Genomic DNA, 15,858 nt, shown 5'->3' with positions numbered 1-15,858 from the left:
GGGCTTTCTCGCTGCGATAATTGATCACCTTGCCAAGCAACCAATCAGAAATGATGCATAGATTCATCACCTCCCTTCACAATCCCAACACTATCATTCGCACAAATACACACATAACACTTTTACGCGCATAAAAGTGTTATTTAATACATTTTTATGCGCATTTAAATGTTAATGCTTGCATTTTATTGCGCATTTTTATGTAATAAACAATCGACCAGATAAGCACTTTAACTGAGGTGGCTAGATGAAACGAACACTACTTGAAAACCTACTCACCTGGAAAGACAAGCCGACAAGGAAGCCTTTGCTGATTGACGGTGCTAGACAAACTGGTAAAACATTCCTATTGCAGGAACTATTAGGAAGTACATTCGAAAATGTCCTAAGAATCGATTTTCTAGAAAGCCCTGAGTTAATGGAAGCCTTTTCAGGCTCTCTAAACCCTGATGACATCATCACCAACATTGAACTCTTAACAGGAGAAATCTTCGAACCATCGACAGATCTCCTTATTTTAGATGAAATTGGTGAATGTCCAAGAGCGGTCACCTCTCTTAAGTACTTTGCAGAAAAGGCTCCCAAAGCTTATGTTGCGGCCAGTGGTTCAAATATCGGATTGCTCACGTCCTTTCCCGTTGGAAAAGTTGAGCAGCACAACTTAAGGCCACTGACTTTCAGGGAATTCTTGTGGGCATCTGGAGAAAAAGCACTTCACAAAGCATTTGACCAAAAGCTGAACTCTTCAGCTGCTCATACAAAATTAATCGAACTACTGACCGATTATTATTTTGTTGGCGGCATGCCTGAAGCCGTAAACTCATGGTTCGAAAACTCAGAACTCAGTATTATTGAACGCATTGAAGCCGTATCTGAAGTCCATAGGAACTTAATTGAGGGCTACATGCGTGATTTCGGAAAGTACTCTGGAAAAGTGGACGCACAGCTAATCGAATCTGTATTTCGAAGTATTCCCGCTCAACTATCTTCGGTATTCGACGACTCCGTTAAACGGTTTAAGTTCAAGGGAGTTCACGAACGCAAGTCTCGCTATGCTGAATATGAAAGTGCGATTACATGGCTTCACAAGTGTCGGCTTGCTTTAAAAAATCATCCTATTGAAGGGCAGCCTCGTTCTCCTTTAGCTGCTTATCAAAAGGAAAATACGGTTAAACTATTTCTCTTTGATGTCGGGCTATTGAACCATATGCTCGGCACTGGTTACCGTGAAATCAAACAGCAAGGCTATGAATACAAGGGATATGTCGCCGAAAACCATGTTCAACAGGAAATCGCTGCGCTAGGTATTGAACCAAGCTTCTCTTGGAGAGACGCAAGAGCAGAGATAGAGTTCATTATCGCTGATGACCTAGGTCGAATCGTACCTGTAGAAGTAAAAAGCGGTAAGCGAACTCGTGCGAAATCATTGCAATCCTACATCGAGAAATGCAAGCCCCACAAGACAATCAAACTTACAGGTACTCAAGGCTCTCCAGCAACAGAGAAAGAGCACATCGTGATGCCGCTTTACTACACCGAATACTTACTTGATCACCTGAATGATCTAGACAAGAACTAGGTAGTAACAAAATTAACAGAAAGCCCCAATGGGGCTTTCAAAAACAATCTTTATTTAAGATTAGCTCTTAGCGACTGAGTACTTTTAATGTCTGGAAAAGGTAACGTTTCAGCGGAAGGTACAACTGACAACGCTGGTGGAACATATCCAATCAACTCTTTCAATTTACTGCTCCAGGTTTCAAGCCCACCTAACTTATCGTCAAAATAGTCATAGCGATCATAGTGACGTGTACTTACATCTTGTAAGGCGTGATTTTGAATACGATCCCTGACTTCTTTGCTGATTCGGCATGCCCCCATCAAAGTTTTACACGTTCGACGCAAATCCTTAGGCACAAACTTATCGAACCCCACGGCATCGCGATAACGAGTCACTGCACGACAAATTGAACTAGTCCTCATGGGTTCTTCTGCATCTTTAGGATTTGGAAAAACATATCGTCCACCACCAGAAAGCTCATATTGTTTCTGAAGTATTTCAAAAGCCAATCCGTTCAACGGTACGATATGATCTTTTTTGTTCTTGGAACGTTCTTTGGTAATGCAGACAAATCTTTCTTCCCAATCAACATTCCACCATTCAAGTGTAATCACCTCATACGGTCGTTGCCCCCCTAGATAGATGCACAGTTGAAGTAAGTGCCTCAAATCTTGTCCGATGGGTACAAGATCATAGTTTTCACGAAGATCTTTTAGCAGACGCCGTAACTCTCGCCATTCTAAGAACCTTTCACCAATGCGCTCTCCGTCTTTTTGCTTAGGAATTGGTGCTACTGGATTGTATTTTATGCCAAATTTCGACTCTAAAGAGAAATAGCGAGGATCGTTATCAAAGCGCATCCCATGGTTAAACGCCGCCATCACATAGCTACGTACTCGGTTACTTTGGGTGATAGCTCCGCGCTGGATCATCTTACTAATAACGTATTTAATATCATCAGTCGTTACATCACACGCTTTGGTGTTTCTGTCTATATATGGATAGAATTCTCGTACCAGCGCATTTCGCACGTCTTCATACGTTCTCTTTCCATCTATTTTCATGCGCTCCGTATAGCTATGAAATAGCTCATCAATGGTTCCTAAGCTTTTACTCTCTGCATCAATTTTTTTCTGCTCGCTCTCTTGTTGTTCAAGATGCAATTTAGGATCTTTTCCTCCGAGCAACAGTTGTGAGAAGACCTGGGCTTTCTCGCGAGCTTCTGTAAGAGTCATACTGCCAGCACGTGTACTGAATAAACCGATTGAGATAAATTTTTCTTTCTGTTGCTGGTAGTAGCGAAACACGAACTGCTTTTTCCCACTAGTGAAAATTTTTACACCCAAACGCCCTATACCTCGTTGACCTGACTGATCCCAGAGATAATAGGAATTTTTACGACTGGTCGCGGATTGAATTTTAGTAACAGTTAACATTCTGATTTTCTCTTGTCTTTTTTGGCGAAGTTAACTTTCTAGGTCAACAGGCATAACCTAAAAGCAGCCAAAAATGATATTGACAAACTTCCTACCTAAGCAAAGCTAGGTCAGGTAATGGGTCAGACAAGAGAAAAGTGACATGAAAATCAATGCAAACTAACGCAACAAAGACAAACAGATAAATATTTGAATTTAATAGAAATTACCAAGCATTGCATACTCATAAAAATGAACCTGGTAGGACTCATAATCGATTGGTCCGCAGTTCAAGTCTGCGAGGGGCCACCAAATTTCAGAAGGCTCGTAGAGAAATCTACGGGCCTTTGTCTTTTCTGGTTGTGAACTTTGCCAGGTAAGTACCACGCCCGTCGTATACCAATACCAGCCGTTTAGTAAGCATAAAATCGCACAAGAACAACTAATTCGTTGCTTAGTATTGGTATTCTAAAGTTTTCTCATCAATAGATACTCATGTGCATTACAAACACATGAGCAGCCATTGAGATACAGATATTAAATCACACACTATTAATTCAGCAGGTTCAAAGCTGCATTAGGAATTACTCTGGCTTGAGCTAACATAGATGATGAAGATTGTTGAAGAATTTTAGCTCGAGTCATTTCAGTTGTTTCTTTTGCGAAATCTGTATCAGTACGATTTCCTTTCGATGCACTAATATTTTCATGCATATTAGTTAAATTAGAGAGCATGCGATCAAATCGATTATGAAGTGCTCCCATATCTGCTTGATGTCCATCCACATAATTCAATGCAGAATCAATGACAGCGACCGCTTCGTGGGCTCCTCCTGTACTGGTTACATCGATGTTCTCAACAATCGACTTACGGCCATTGTCGAAGTTCAACTCTTTAGCCAGACATCCAGAAAAACAAACCTCATCTTCTGCAACAGAAGAACCAACAAACATTTGCAATTCACCACTACCCGATACCGATGCTGTAATAAACTCTTGCTGTCCGTTGATATAAGTTGCAAGCTCTTCAATATCATCTCCAATTTTAGCTTCGATGTTAAGGCTCACATCGTTCCCAGATTTGTCAATGAAATCAATGCTGAGCTTGTGGCCATCTTCCCCGACAACCCAGTCTGCACCTTTGGCTTCTTGTGCAACAAATATCTTTCCACCCATCGATGAAGCGCTAGAGCGCATATCCTTTAGCTCAAGGAGAATCGTTTCATTATTGGAACCCACTTGAAGTGCTTTCTTACCATATGTGCCATCGAGCAAGTTAATGCCAGCAAAGTTGGCTGAACTCGCGATACTATGAAGCTCATCCTTTAAAGCTTGGACATTTTTTTGAATAGCTTGCCTATCCGCTATTGAGTATGCTCCGTTGGCTGCTTGTAATGATTGGTCTCTCATATCTTGTAGAATATGAGATATTTCTCTCATAGATCCTTCAGCAGTCTGAACTATGGCTACTCCGTCATTAACATTCTTAGCTGCTACATCTAACCCTCGAGTTTGTACATGTAATCGATTCGAAATTTGTAAACCAGCCGCATCATCTTTAGCACTGTTGATCTTTTTTCCCGAAGAAAGTTTAAGTATTGAAGAATTAAAATCTTCAGATGCATCAGCAACGTGACGTCGTGTTGCTAATGCAGCGGTGTTGTTGTGTAGGCTCAATGTCACGCATGGCCCTCCTTTCCATTATTACTGCCTGAAATTATGGAACTAAAGTCTCATTTTAAATATCGACCAAAACCATCTGCACTTTAGTGACTTTATGCATAATTAGTTGAATAATTTAACTTTATTACATTCGTCGCATAAATGATTAACCAACCTTTAAAGACAGAGAGGCAACTGGTAGGGGATACGCTAGCAGAAGCAAAATTCTCAAAGACGGGAGACATTAGTAGTTGACCGAGCGATCAAACATTGACGGGTTTTATAATTATGATAGATTAGCCGTATAGACGTCCAAAAAATATAAATGGAGTTATTATGGAAAGTTTTAGCCAAATTAAGCAGTTACCTTTTATTTTCATAGCAGCATTGAGCTTAGCGGCGTGCGGGCAAAAAGAAGACTCTGTCATTAAGGTTGGAGCAACCGTTGGCCCTCATGCACAAGTTGTAGAAGCGGTCGCCAAAGAAGCAGAAAAACAAGGACTTAAAGTAGAGGTGGTTGAGTTTTCCGATTACGTAACACCAAACGCAGCATTGAGTGATGGCAGTATCGACATCAACAGCTATCAGCATCAACCGTTTCTAGATAACTTCAACAACAGCCACAACGCTCACTTAGTCTCTATCGGCCAATCTATTCTGATGCGTATGGGAGTTTACTCAAACAAGTTCCGTTCTCTTGAAGACCTACCTGAGAATGCGCGCATTGCGATCCCGAATGATCCAACCAACGGTGGTCGCGGCCTACTCCTACTTGCTGATGCGGGCTTAATTACACTGAGACCGGGTGTCGGCCATAAAGCGGCGTTGACAGACATTACGGAGAATCCAAAAGCATTTCAGTTCGTTGAAGTTGATGCAGCTCAGTTGCCAAGAACATTAGACGATGTCGATGCGGCAACCATTACGATGAACTATGTGATGTCATCAGGGCTTGATCCTAAAAAACAAGGGATCTATCTAGAATCGAAAGAAGCACCTCTGGCTGTTATGGTTATCGCAACACGCGAAGCAGATAAAAATAAAGAAGAGTACAAGAAGTTTGTGTCGATCTACCAGTCTCAGGAGATTCGTGACTTTTTAGATAAAACCTTTAAGGGCACGATTGAGCCTGCATTTTAAGGATTAGAAACAGCATAACGCTTGATAGTACTCTGACATCACCTTTCGCATAGGTAATGGCAATATTGAAAAAGGCTCGTGGAAACATCCATGAGCCTTTGTGCTTTTTAGATACTGGCCTGAGGTCAATAGCCACCTGCTCTTAAAGATGATCAGCGTATTGACGACGTTCTGCTTCAAGCTTCATCGCCAAGTAACTTTGCCTAGCGACGACTAGATCTGGGCGATTGATAAGTTTCCAGAGAAAATACGGCGGGATGAAGAAAATAACAAAGTATAAAGACTCATGGAAAAAGACATCAGCAATAGAGTTTTGATGCTCAAAATATGCTGTTAGAGCAAAAACATCCAGCAGTACACCCAATACTCCGAAAACAACACAGACCACAATGGCTAAACCCAATATCTCTCGAAGAAAATATTTGTATATCATGGCACTACTTCCTTTTAGCAGTATGTCTGACCAACATACTCCTCTATCCGAGCCCTTAACTTGATTATAGTCAATTTAGCCTTAATTTAGAGCCGCAAGTAATCAACTCATAGCTCACCTTAAATATTAGAAGTGTCAGTAATAATGATGTCGGTATACGTCAGTATATTGCTTTCCAAACTGATTCTCTGATAGGAACTTGAGCTTTTTTAATTATTGAAAAAAACTTACATTCAAAGTGCTATGATCTTGTTGAGTGGTTTTACAATAATCACAAAGTGGTATTTTTGGAGGGTTATGAGGAGATATTTAGACTAGCGCTCTAATCTAAATAAATCTCCATAAGATTATTAAATAAATGTGCTTTACATTGTTTAGCCAGGAAAAATTAATCGCCTACTATTGTTATTTATTCATTGCTAGTATCTTTCGGAATTGCCTGGGACTAAATCCATGGGCTTCTTTAAACTTTTTACAAAAATAAGAAGTGCTATTAAATCCAGATTGCATAGAAATCTCATCGACGCTCAAACTCGTATTCGTTATAAGTACCGTTGCATACTCTAAGCGAGCGTTTGAAATTATCTGCCCCATGCTTGTTTGGCTGTTTTTGAGTTTTCTAGTGAGAGTGGATTTAGAGGTGTATGTGAGATTGCAGATATCTTCTAGTGACCATTTCCTTTTTAGATCTTTGTTTATAATTTCATTAATCTTTTTTTCTAAAGGCTCATAGTTACATAGAACTTTATTATTCTTTATTTTATCTAACTTTAGGTTTATCAATTCTATTAGTGTGTTTTTATTCTTTAAATCTAGTATGTTTACCTCAATATAAGCATTGATCAGATTCATAGTCTTTTCTTGCCTACAAGACAAATTCATTCCATCAACATGATAAGTGGTTAAAATTAGATCACTTTTAGATATAGACTTTAATGAAAACCTCACTAATACATTAGGTGGAATAAAAATAGCCACATTAGGCTGTACTTTTTTTATCCCTCCATTATAGAAGATTATCCCTTCACCACTGATGCTTATAATATGGCTATTGCGAGTAAATAGAGAACCTTCAATTTTATGACTAAGATTTATTACTCTTTTCCTAATCATTTTTATTCCTGTATATCTTTAATTTATTCTTATTAAAATGATCTGTTGCTAAAGAATAGACTATAAAATGAGACAAAAAGGTTTTTAATTCATTAGCATACAGTAAATTAGAGTCTACAATTATTCGTGTGATTAAACAATACTAACACACGAACACTCTTAGTTTGGAATCGGTTACGCGAGGGGATGACCTAGATGACAAGTGCCAAATCTATCAGATTACACATTCTAGAATGTCAATGATAAGTGTTTGCTTTTGATTTTTTCTTCATTAACTCTGATTCTTGATGATCCTCTCGTTCGTTAGTCACCTTTCTTGGTCTAGAGTAAAAATAACCTTGTGCCAAAATATTATATTTTTTAAGGTATTCATTCTGGAAGTAAGTCTCGACCCCTTCAATTATTAAACCGTGTTTACAATAAGGTCGTAAAACAAAAATAAGAGACTTTAAACAATCATCATCACCAGAATTGTATAATAAGAATGACCTATCTATTTTAATATAGTCCCATTCAATTAACCCTAAAGATAAGTGAGCCGCTATATTTTCTTCATAATAATCGTCAAGAACGATAAAAATACCTAACTTTTGAAGTCGTTTTATATTTTTTAGTATTTTACTATATTTAATAGAAGTGCTTATTTCATTTATTTCTATATGAAATTTATTGTAGATATTTTTATTTATAACTGTCTCTACAAATTCATCATCTTCTAATGCAGATAGATTTAAATTCAAAAAAATACCTTTAGACGTTTTTATATTACTAAAATATTCCATCTGTAGAAGAAAAACAGTTTTAATGAATTCATCGTCAATATTATCGAAGAAGGATTCACTATTTAATGTCTCTCCTGATTCATTAATTACTCTTGAGAGGCATTCGCAATAGATCGTTTCTCCAGATTTAGGGAGGTATATTGGCTGCAATAAAAACTCTAGGGTTACATAGCTATTTTTGTTGCTTATTGTAACGCCACCACACGTTGAATATTCAACAGTAAACATACGCACTCCTACTTTTGCACAGTTTGCAAATATAGTTGAGTTTTTGTTGCAATCCTATAGTTGCGTAATAAATTTAAAAAATATGAGTTTTTTCTTTTATTTAAATTTAATCCGTCAAAAAAATAACATTGTGACGAGAGTAGTAAAGCTATGGATGATTACCTTCAGACTAGTTAATAATGTTTAAAAAAAAAGAAAATTATGACTAAATATTATCGGGCGAGAGAAGATTCAAGACCCAATATAAACCCACCAAATCGCCTTGGTAATGACATTGATTACACTGATAATTTACTCGCTCATCACTCTTTGATGACATTCATTCTCGTTTTTAAGACTACGCTTTGCATTTATCAGCAATGTGAATGAAAGAGGAAATATGAAAAAATACACCTACCCTATCCTCGCGATTTCAGGTGGTCTTTTACTGACTGGCTGTAATGGCGGTGACTCTTCATCCGACACAGAAGCAGCAACTTTTTCTCTTGCGGTTTCAGATGCTCCTGTCGATGATGCAAATAAAGTCGTTTTAGCTTTTGAAGATGTGGTTTTAATCCCGTTTGACCCTGAAACAGGTGATAAGACTGGCGACGCTATCATTATGAACGTCAGCGAAGACGGTGCATTACGTCAAGTAGACCTGATGCAGTATCAAGGTAGCAATGCAGAAACCATCATTAGCGAGCAAACTATCGCACCTGGCGATTATGCGATGTGCTTGTACGCAAAAGATGGCAAACAGCTAAACGACACAACACTTTCTTACGTCGAAAAAACTGACGGCACAGTGAAAGGCCTTGTAGTGAACAGCAAAGGCAGCTGTTATGGAACGAAGCCTGATACCAGCGATCAAGGCCGCCTAAAGTTCTCGCAAAAAGGTCAGTACGTAAAAGTACATACAGGTCATAACAGCTACGTCGTTGAGTTTGATCTACGTAAAGGCCTGGCAGATCCAACAGGTCAGGATCATATGAACATGAACTCCAATGCGGTGAGCTTGGTTAACGCATCAGAGGCTGGCCATATTGGCGGTGTAGTTAGCTCCGTACAGTACAACGCGTGTGAAGCAGACAGTGCAAGTTGGAACGCAATTAACGACGTGCCAGCTGTACACTCAGTTTACCTATATGCTGGTGAGATGGATCGCAGCACGATGGGTGACTTAGGTGCTCCGGCAGAATTTAACACACCAGTTGCGATTGCTGATGTCAATGAGACCGAAGATGAACTTGGCAATTTAACTTACGATTACGAGTTTGGTTTTATTGGTCCAGGAACTTACACCATTGGCTACACATGTACTTCATACATCGACAGCCCGGATACCCATGAAACTTCTGAAGACGGTTTCTTAATGTACCAACACTATACACCAGTAGAAGTGGTTGAGGGTGAACACACAGAACAAGACATCTACCCGATTCTGTAGTTCTCACACATAGAATAGAGAAAGCCGCTTACTGGTTTGTAAGCGGCTTTTTATTTTTGGTCTGTCAGACATTAACTGGCGGACAGCTCTGCCAGTCGCTTCGCGGCGCGGCTATGACGAACCATCAAGTCCTGTAAATCCACACCGATCACTTCACCATCATGGACCCGCCATTGGCCGGCGACCATCACTCGGTCAGCCTGTTGTGCGCCACATAGCAGTAAAGCTGCCAGCGGATCATGACTGCCAGAGAAGCGAATATCATCCAGCTTAAACATGGCAATGTCAGCCTGATAACCGATGTTTAGTTCTCCAATATCTTGTCGCCCCATCGCAAGAGCAGAGCCTTTTGTCGCCCAGCGCAGAGCATCAAAATGCGTTACTTTTGCTGATCCATACTGAAGGCGTTGCAGGTACATCGCCATGCGGACTTCAGCAATCATATTGGAGCCATCGTTTGAGGCAGAACCATCCACGCCAAGGCCAACTTTCACACCGGCCTGTTCAAGCTCCAAGTTTTTACACATACCAGAGGCCAGCATCATATTGGATGTCGGACAATGACTGACCCCAACGCCCGCTTTACCTAATCGTAGAATCTCTTCAGAGTTAAAATGAATACCATGAGCCAGCCAGGTCCGCTCGTTTAACCAGCCAACATCTTCAAGGTAATCGACCGGGCGTAATCCAAACTGCTTGATACAGAAGTTCTCTTCATCAATGGTTTCACACAAGTGAGTATGCACCATAACATTCTCATCTTGAGCGATTCGTGCTGTCTCTTTCATCAGATCCGTCGTCACCGAAAATGGGGAACATGGCGCAAGCGCAATTTGAATCATCGCGCCATCATGGTCTTGGTGATATTCATTGATCAGTCTTTTGCTGTCATCGACTATCGCTTGCTCTGTTTGGATAGTATGCCTTGGCGGTAAACCGCCCTGATCTTCCCCCAGGCTCATGGAGCCACGGGTGAAAATGGCACGCACACCAAGTTGCTGTGCGGCTTCAACCTGCAGATCGATGGCATGTTCCAGACCATTGGGTAATAGATAGTGATGATCCGAAGCGGTCGTGCACCCTGAACGCATAAGCTCAACTAAAGCCAATTCAGTGGCGACACTCATCATTTCCTGATCAAGGTTCGCCCACACCGGATAAAGGCTTTTCAACCAGTGAAACAGCTCTTTATTGAGAGCATCGGGATAAGCGCGAGTCAAAGTTTGATAAAAGTGATGATGGGCATTGATTAGCCCTGGAGTGATGACGTGCTGGCTGGCGTTGACCATCGAATCGATTTTGCTGTCAGGCGTGGCATTTAAGGCCACCAGCTCAACAATTTTGTTTCCGCGAATCACCAGACCTCCGCGAGCGTCCTGCTCATTGCCAGTGTAAATCGCGAGTGGATTCTTAATCCAGATTGTTTCCATTCATAAATATCCTTAGCCGTTTCAACCATTTCAGGGGAATCGGACTTGTACCTACACCTTCACGTGAGAAGATGTTGAGTGATTTTATTTGATTAATAATACCGATATGACGGCATGTAAATAGCCCAAATAATGAGCCGTAACTACCATAGCATAAGCCCAACTAAAGCGGACAAAAATTCCGCACCGACCTCTGAATCTAGCCTCAGCGTTCAATAAATCGTCACCCTTTTGTCACCAAAGACTCACTGTTTTGCCGCTGAACTGTCATCTGTAATTCCTACTATCCAGTTAGAAACTTGCACGCTGAGGTAAATATGGATAGCACTACCCCTTTTCGTCTCCCTCGTAAAACGCCATTTGGCATTGGTGAAAATGTCGCTGAGTGGGCTACTGGATTAAGCCAGCTCGATAAGTTCTATGCGCAAAGACCTGTTAATGCAGATATTCAAACCTTTTTACGCTTTACGCTGTCGATTTTAGGTATCGATTACCGAATTGCTCATGGCTCACTCGACGCCGTTCCAAAACAAGGCTCTACCGTCATTGTTGCCAACCACCCTCTCGGCTGCGTCGAAGGCGTCATACTGGCTGAATTACTGCTCATGGTTCGAGATGACATCCAAATCTTGGCGAATCAATACCTTAAAACCGTCCCGGAACTCGACCTGTTATTTATTGGTGTAGATGTGTTTGAAGGCAAAGACGCGGTCAAGTCCAACATGAAAGCACTGCGCGCGGCGAACAGACACCTAGCAAACGGCGGATTGTTGTTAGTTTTCCCTGCAGGTGAAGTATCGCAACTGGTTGACGCTAAGCAGCAGCGTTTAGAAGACAAAGAGTGGAGCCGCAGTGTCAGTAGCCTGATTCGTAAAAATAAGGCGACGACGGTACCCGTATTTATTAACGGGCAAAACTCGAAACGCTTTTATATGGCCGGAAAAATCCATCCTTTGCTAAGAACGTTAATGCTGGGTAGAGAGCTGCTTAATAAGAATGCTCAAACAATTGAACTATCTTTTGGTCAGGCGATTAAATTTAAAGAGCTGAATAACCTCAGTGATGATCAGGTGGTCAATTATTTGAGACTCAATACCTACCTGCTTAACCGTGAACCCAGCACTCCTGGGCAAACCACATCGATGAATGCTTTGCTGCCTATTGCGGCAGGGTTACCGATAAGCCAATTACTCGATGAGCTGCACAGCTTACCTGCAGAAGCCAAACTTCTTGAAAGTGGTGAGTTTGAGGTCTACTGCACATCCGCTTATCAGATCCCATCTCTACTGCATGAAATCGGTCGTCTACGTGAATACAACTTTCGTCAGGTGGGCGAAGGCACAGGGCAAGCGATCGATATCGATCATTTCGATCATGATTACCTACACCTATTTGTCTGGGATCGTGAAAATCAATGTATGGTAGGCGCTTATCGTCTGGGGTTAGTCGATAAATTAATGACAAAATATGGCGTTGAAGGGTTGTACTCCCGCACCCTGTTTAACTATGACCAGCGCTTTATCGACAAGATGGGTAAATCGATTGAGATGGGACGCTCGGTGATTGCGGAGCAATACCAAAAGAGCATGAGTGCCCTGCTACTGCTTTGGAAAGGTATTGCAACATTTGTACATAGAAACCCAGAGTACACGCACCTGTTTGGTCCGGTCAGCATAAGTAACGATTACAGCCAAACCGCACGTCAATTACTGGCTCAGTCCATGACACTGCATCACTACGACAATGCCTGTGCAGAGCACGTTACCCCATCCAACCCGCTTCCCGAGACTAACCTGAACTGGAACACCAGCATGCTCACCGCGTTAGGCGATTTGCAGCTGCTTTCTCGTGTGATCGCTCGAATTGATGAAGGCAAAGGGGTTCCTGTTTTACTGCGTCAATACTTGAGCTTAAACGGCAAACTGGTCTGCTTTAACGTTGATCCTGCCTTTAACAACGCGCTAGACGGATTAATTATGGTGGACTTACGCGAAGTGCCAGAAAAGACACTGGCACGTTACATGGGGCTGGAAAATACGCGAACGTATTTAGCACAACACCTCGATAAATAACTTACCAGAGAAATAGTGCATTGCGGATACAAGTAATGCACTATCCTTTTAATTTGTAAGAAATATAACCGAAATTTTCCGATATTTCTGACATCGCACTCATTTGCCCAGCCAATCAGTCGCTATGTGCTGATATTGCGCAGCATATCTCGTTACAAAATTTCAAAAAAAACACAACCAGATGCAGATCACACTTTCACCAACAACCAAACAAAGACAAAGTGTGATATTGATCGATCTAAATATTTAATTCGATCCCAGAAATAAATCATAAGTGATTTTGATCACATTATATTTTCAATTCAAATTTGTAACAAGATCGATTTGATCACTAAGATTTTTATTGACAGATTTAAAATCTGCATTTTGTTATTAAGTTACATATCAATAAATTGATCGCCATCACTTAAAAAATGCTTTTTATCTGAAGAAGTGCGGGTGTAGATCACGAAAAGCCCGTTGTCAGTTCTAATTGGAAATTGTGTGATAAATTGATTGGGTACTAAGCAATCAAACAAGCGGTTTTGGCGAACCGTTTACGACAACAATATTCATCAGAACATCGAACGGGGAATTGTTATGATATCACCAGATGCTAAGATCAAGATACAAAATTTTGGTCGCTTTCTGTCTAACATGGTAATGCCTAACATTGGCGCATTTATCGCGTGGGGCTTTATCACTGCACTATTCATCCCAACCGGATGGTTGCCAAATGAGACTTTGGCTTCAATGGTTGGTCCTATGATCACTTACTTGCTGCCACTACTTATCGGTTACACCGGTGGTAAATTAGTCGGCGGCGATCGCGGTGCTGTAGTCGGCGCAATCACCACAATGGGCGTGATTGTCGGTACAGACATCCCTATGTTCATGGGAGCGATGATCGTCGGTCCAATGGGCGGCTTGGCGATTAAAAAATTCGACAACTACATCGATGGCAAAGTGAAAAGTGGCTTTGAGATGTTGGTAAACAACTTCTCTGCAGGCATCATCGGTATGCTGTGTGCCATTCTTGCTTTCTTCCTGATCGGTCCTTTTGTAAAAGTACTTTCTGGTGCTTTAGCAGCAGGCGTAAACTTCCTTGTATCAGCGCACCTTCTACCTCTGACTTCTATTTTTGTTGAGCCAGCGAAGATTCTGTTCCTGAACAACGCAATTAACCACGGCATCTTCTCACCACTGGGCATTCAACAGGCGTCAGAAACAGGTCAATCTATTTTCTTCCTGATTGAAGCAAACCCAGGTCCGGGTCTAGGTATTCTTCTGGCGTACATGGTGTTTGGCAAAGGTACTGCTCGTCAGACTGCTGGTGGTGCTTCTATCATCCACTTCTTTGGTGGTATCCATGAGATTTACTTCCCATACATTCTGATGAACCCACGCCTCATCCTAGCGGCTATCGCAGGTGGTATGACAGGTGTGTTCGTTCTCACTATGTTCAACGCAGGTATCGTTTCTCCAGCGTCTCCAGGTTCTATCTTCGCGGTACTATTGATGACGCAAAAAGGCTCGATCGTTGGTGTTCTAGCCTCTATCGCGGCGGCAGCTGGCGTGTCGTTCACCGTAGCCTCTCTGTTAATGAAGACTCAAACATCGACAGAAGAAGACGGCGATAAAGCAGCGCTAGAAAAAGCGACTTCACAAATGAAAGACATGAAATCTGCATCAAAAAACAATGCAGCGGTAAACAGTGAAAGCAAAGGCGACGTAGACCTTGCGACAGTTCAAAGCATTATTGTCGCTTGTGATGCCGGCATGGGCTCAAGCGCGATGGGTGCGAGCATGCTACGCAAGAAAGTTCAGGACGCAGGTCTGAACATCCACGTCACTAACCTTGCTATTAACAATTTATCAGAGAGTGCAGATATCGTGATTACTCATAAAGATTTGACGGATCGTGCACGTAAGCATGCTCCTAACGCACACCACATTTCACTGACTAACTTCCTGGACAGCGAAATGTACAACCAACTCGTCACCAAACTGCTGGCGGCACAAACTTCATCTGCCAATGACGATCAGATGGTAAAAGTATCGGTTCTTGCAGCAAACGACGACAATTTTGAACAACAGCAACCATCTGTATTCCAGATTCAACGTGAAAACATCCACTTAGGTTTAAGCGCGGCTAACAAAGAAGAAGCGATTCGCTTTGCGGGCAACAAGTTAGTTGAACTTGGCTACGCTGAACCAGAATACGTCGATGCGATGTTTGATCGTGAAGCACTGGTTCCTACTTACCTTGGCGAATCTATCGCGGTGCCACACGGCACGATTGAAGCGAAAGATCGCGTTAAAAAGACTGGCATTGTTATCTGCCAATACCCATCGGGTATCCAATTTACTGAAGACGAAGACGATGTAGCGAAACTGGTTATCGGCATTGCCGCTAAAAATGATGAGCACATCCAAGTTATTACCACCATTACGAACGCGCTTGATGAGCCAGAAGCAATTGAGAAGCTAACCAGCACCACGGATGTAGAAGAGATCCTTAACATCCTTGGCCGCGAACAAGCCGCTTAATTACTTCACTTAATTTGCTCCTGAGCAAACCGAGGTCAGCTGTCACCCCCTATGCGGTTGGCCT

At 41.7% G+C, this 15,858-nt stretch carries 11 protein-coding genes; 5 read left to right on the top strand and 6 right to left on the bottom strand.

Going from position 1 to position 15,858, the window contains the following annotated elements:
- The first annotated feature begins 247 nt into the window (after positions 1–247).
- The gene (locus DBX26_RS01705) at positions 248–1,579 is read left to right on the top strand and encodes an ATP-binding protein (RefSeq protein WP_118117661.1); all 1,332 of its coding nucleotides are present in this window, start codon (positions 248–250) and stop codon (positions 1,577–1,579) included.
- Between the two features lie 50 nt (positions 1,580–1,629).
- Here DBX26_RS01705 and DBX26_RS01700 read toward each other — a convergent pair whose 3' ends face one another.
- A complete protein-coding gene (locus DBX26_RS01700; RefSeq protein WP_032080360.1) occupies positions 1,630–2,997 on the bottom strand; it encodes a site-specific integrase in 1,368 nt (455 codons plus the stop codon).
- A gap of 531 nt (positions 2,998–3,528) precedes the next feature.
- Positions 3,529–4,659, bottom strand: a complete 1,131-nt coding sequence (locus tag DBX26_RS01695; protein WP_118117659.1) for a flagellin — start codon at positions 4,657–4,659, stop codon at positions 3,529–3,531.
- 315 nt (positions 4,660–4,974) lie between these two features.
- Here DBX26_RS01695 and DBX26_RS01690 point away from each other — a divergent pair, with 315 nt between their 5' ends.
- Positions 4,975–5,778: a MetQ/NlpA family ABC transporter substrate-binding protein gene (locus DBX26_RS01690; protein ID WP_118117658.1), complete on the top strand. Its 804-nt coding sequence runs from the start codon at positions 4,975–4,977 to the stop codon at positions 5,776–5,778.
- A 142-nt stretch (positions 5,779–5,920) separates the two neighbouring features.
- Here DBX26_RS01690 and DBX26_RS01685 read toward each other — a convergent pair whose 3' ends face one another.
- From DBX26_RS01685 to DBX26_RS01675, 3 genes are all read right to left on the bottom strand, one after another.
- Complete coding sequence (locus DBX26_RS01685; protein ID WP_014230748.1) at positions 5,921–6,211, bottom strand: hypothetical protein; 291 nt, start codon at positions 6,209–6,211, stop codon at positions 5,921–5,923.
- 405 nt (positions 6,212–6,616) lie between these two features.
- Complete coding sequence (locus DBX26_RS01680) at positions 6,617–7,324, bottom strand: helix-turn-helix transcriptional regulator (RefSeq protein ID WP_014230747.1); 708 nt, start codon at positions 7,322–7,324, stop codon at positions 6,617–6,619.
- A gap of 236 nt (positions 7,325–7,560) precedes the next feature.
- The gene (locus DBX26_RS01675) at positions 7,561–8,334 is read right to left on the bottom strand and encodes an EAL domain-containing protein (RefSeq protein WP_118117656.1); all 774 of its coding nucleotides are present in this window, start codon (positions 8,332–8,334) and stop codon (positions 7,561–7,563) included.
- Positions 8,335–8,713: 379 nt separating this feature from the next.
- Between DBX26_RS01675 and DBX26_RS01670 the strand changes: the two genes are divergently transcribed.
- A complete protein-coding gene (locus tag DBX26_RS01670; protein WP_118117654.1) occupies positions 8,714–9,763 on the top strand; it encodes a DUF4382 domain-containing protein in 1,050 nt (349 codons plus the stop codon).
- Positions 9,764–9,834: 71 nt separating this feature from the next.
- Here the strand turns inward: DBX26_RS01670 and DBX26_RS01665 are convergent, their stop codons facing one another.
- Positions 9,835–11,193 carry an 8-oxoguanine deaminase gene (locus DBX26_RS01665; RefSeq protein ID WP_118117653.1) on the bottom strand — a complete coding sequence of 453 codons (1,359 nt, stop codon included), beginning with the start codon at positions 11,191–11,193 and terminating at the stop codon, positions 9,835–9,837.
- Between the two features lie 317 nt (positions 11,194–11,510).
- On the opposite strand from DBX26_RS01665, the gene DBX26_RS01660 reads away from it, so the two are divergent.
- Together DBX26_RS01660 and DBX26_RS01655 are read left to right on the top strand one after the other, a co-directional pair.
- Entirely contained in the window at positions 11,511–13,265 is a 1,755-nt protein-coding gene (locus tag DBX26_RS01660) for a lysophospholipid acyltransferase family protein (protein ID WP_118117651.1), read from the top strand.
- Positions 13,266–13,844: 579 nt separating this feature from the next.
- Positions 13,845–15,794 carry a PTS mannitol transporter subunit IICBA gene (locus DBX26_RS01655; RefSeq protein ID WP_014230742.1) on the top strand — a complete coding sequence of 650 codons (1,950 nt, stop codon included), beginning with the start codon at positions 13,845–13,847 and terminating at the stop codon, positions 15,792–15,794.
- Positions 15,795–15,858: the final 64 nt, after the last annotated feature.

It is taken from the genome of Vibrio sp. dhg (genome assembly GCF_003443775.1).
In the GTDB taxonomy this organism is placed as follows: domain Bacteria; phylum Pseudomonadota; class Gammaproteobacteria; order Enterobacterales; family Vibrionaceae; genus Vibrio; species Vibrio natriegens.
This window is presented reverse-complemented; position numbering and strand designations above follow the sequence as displayed.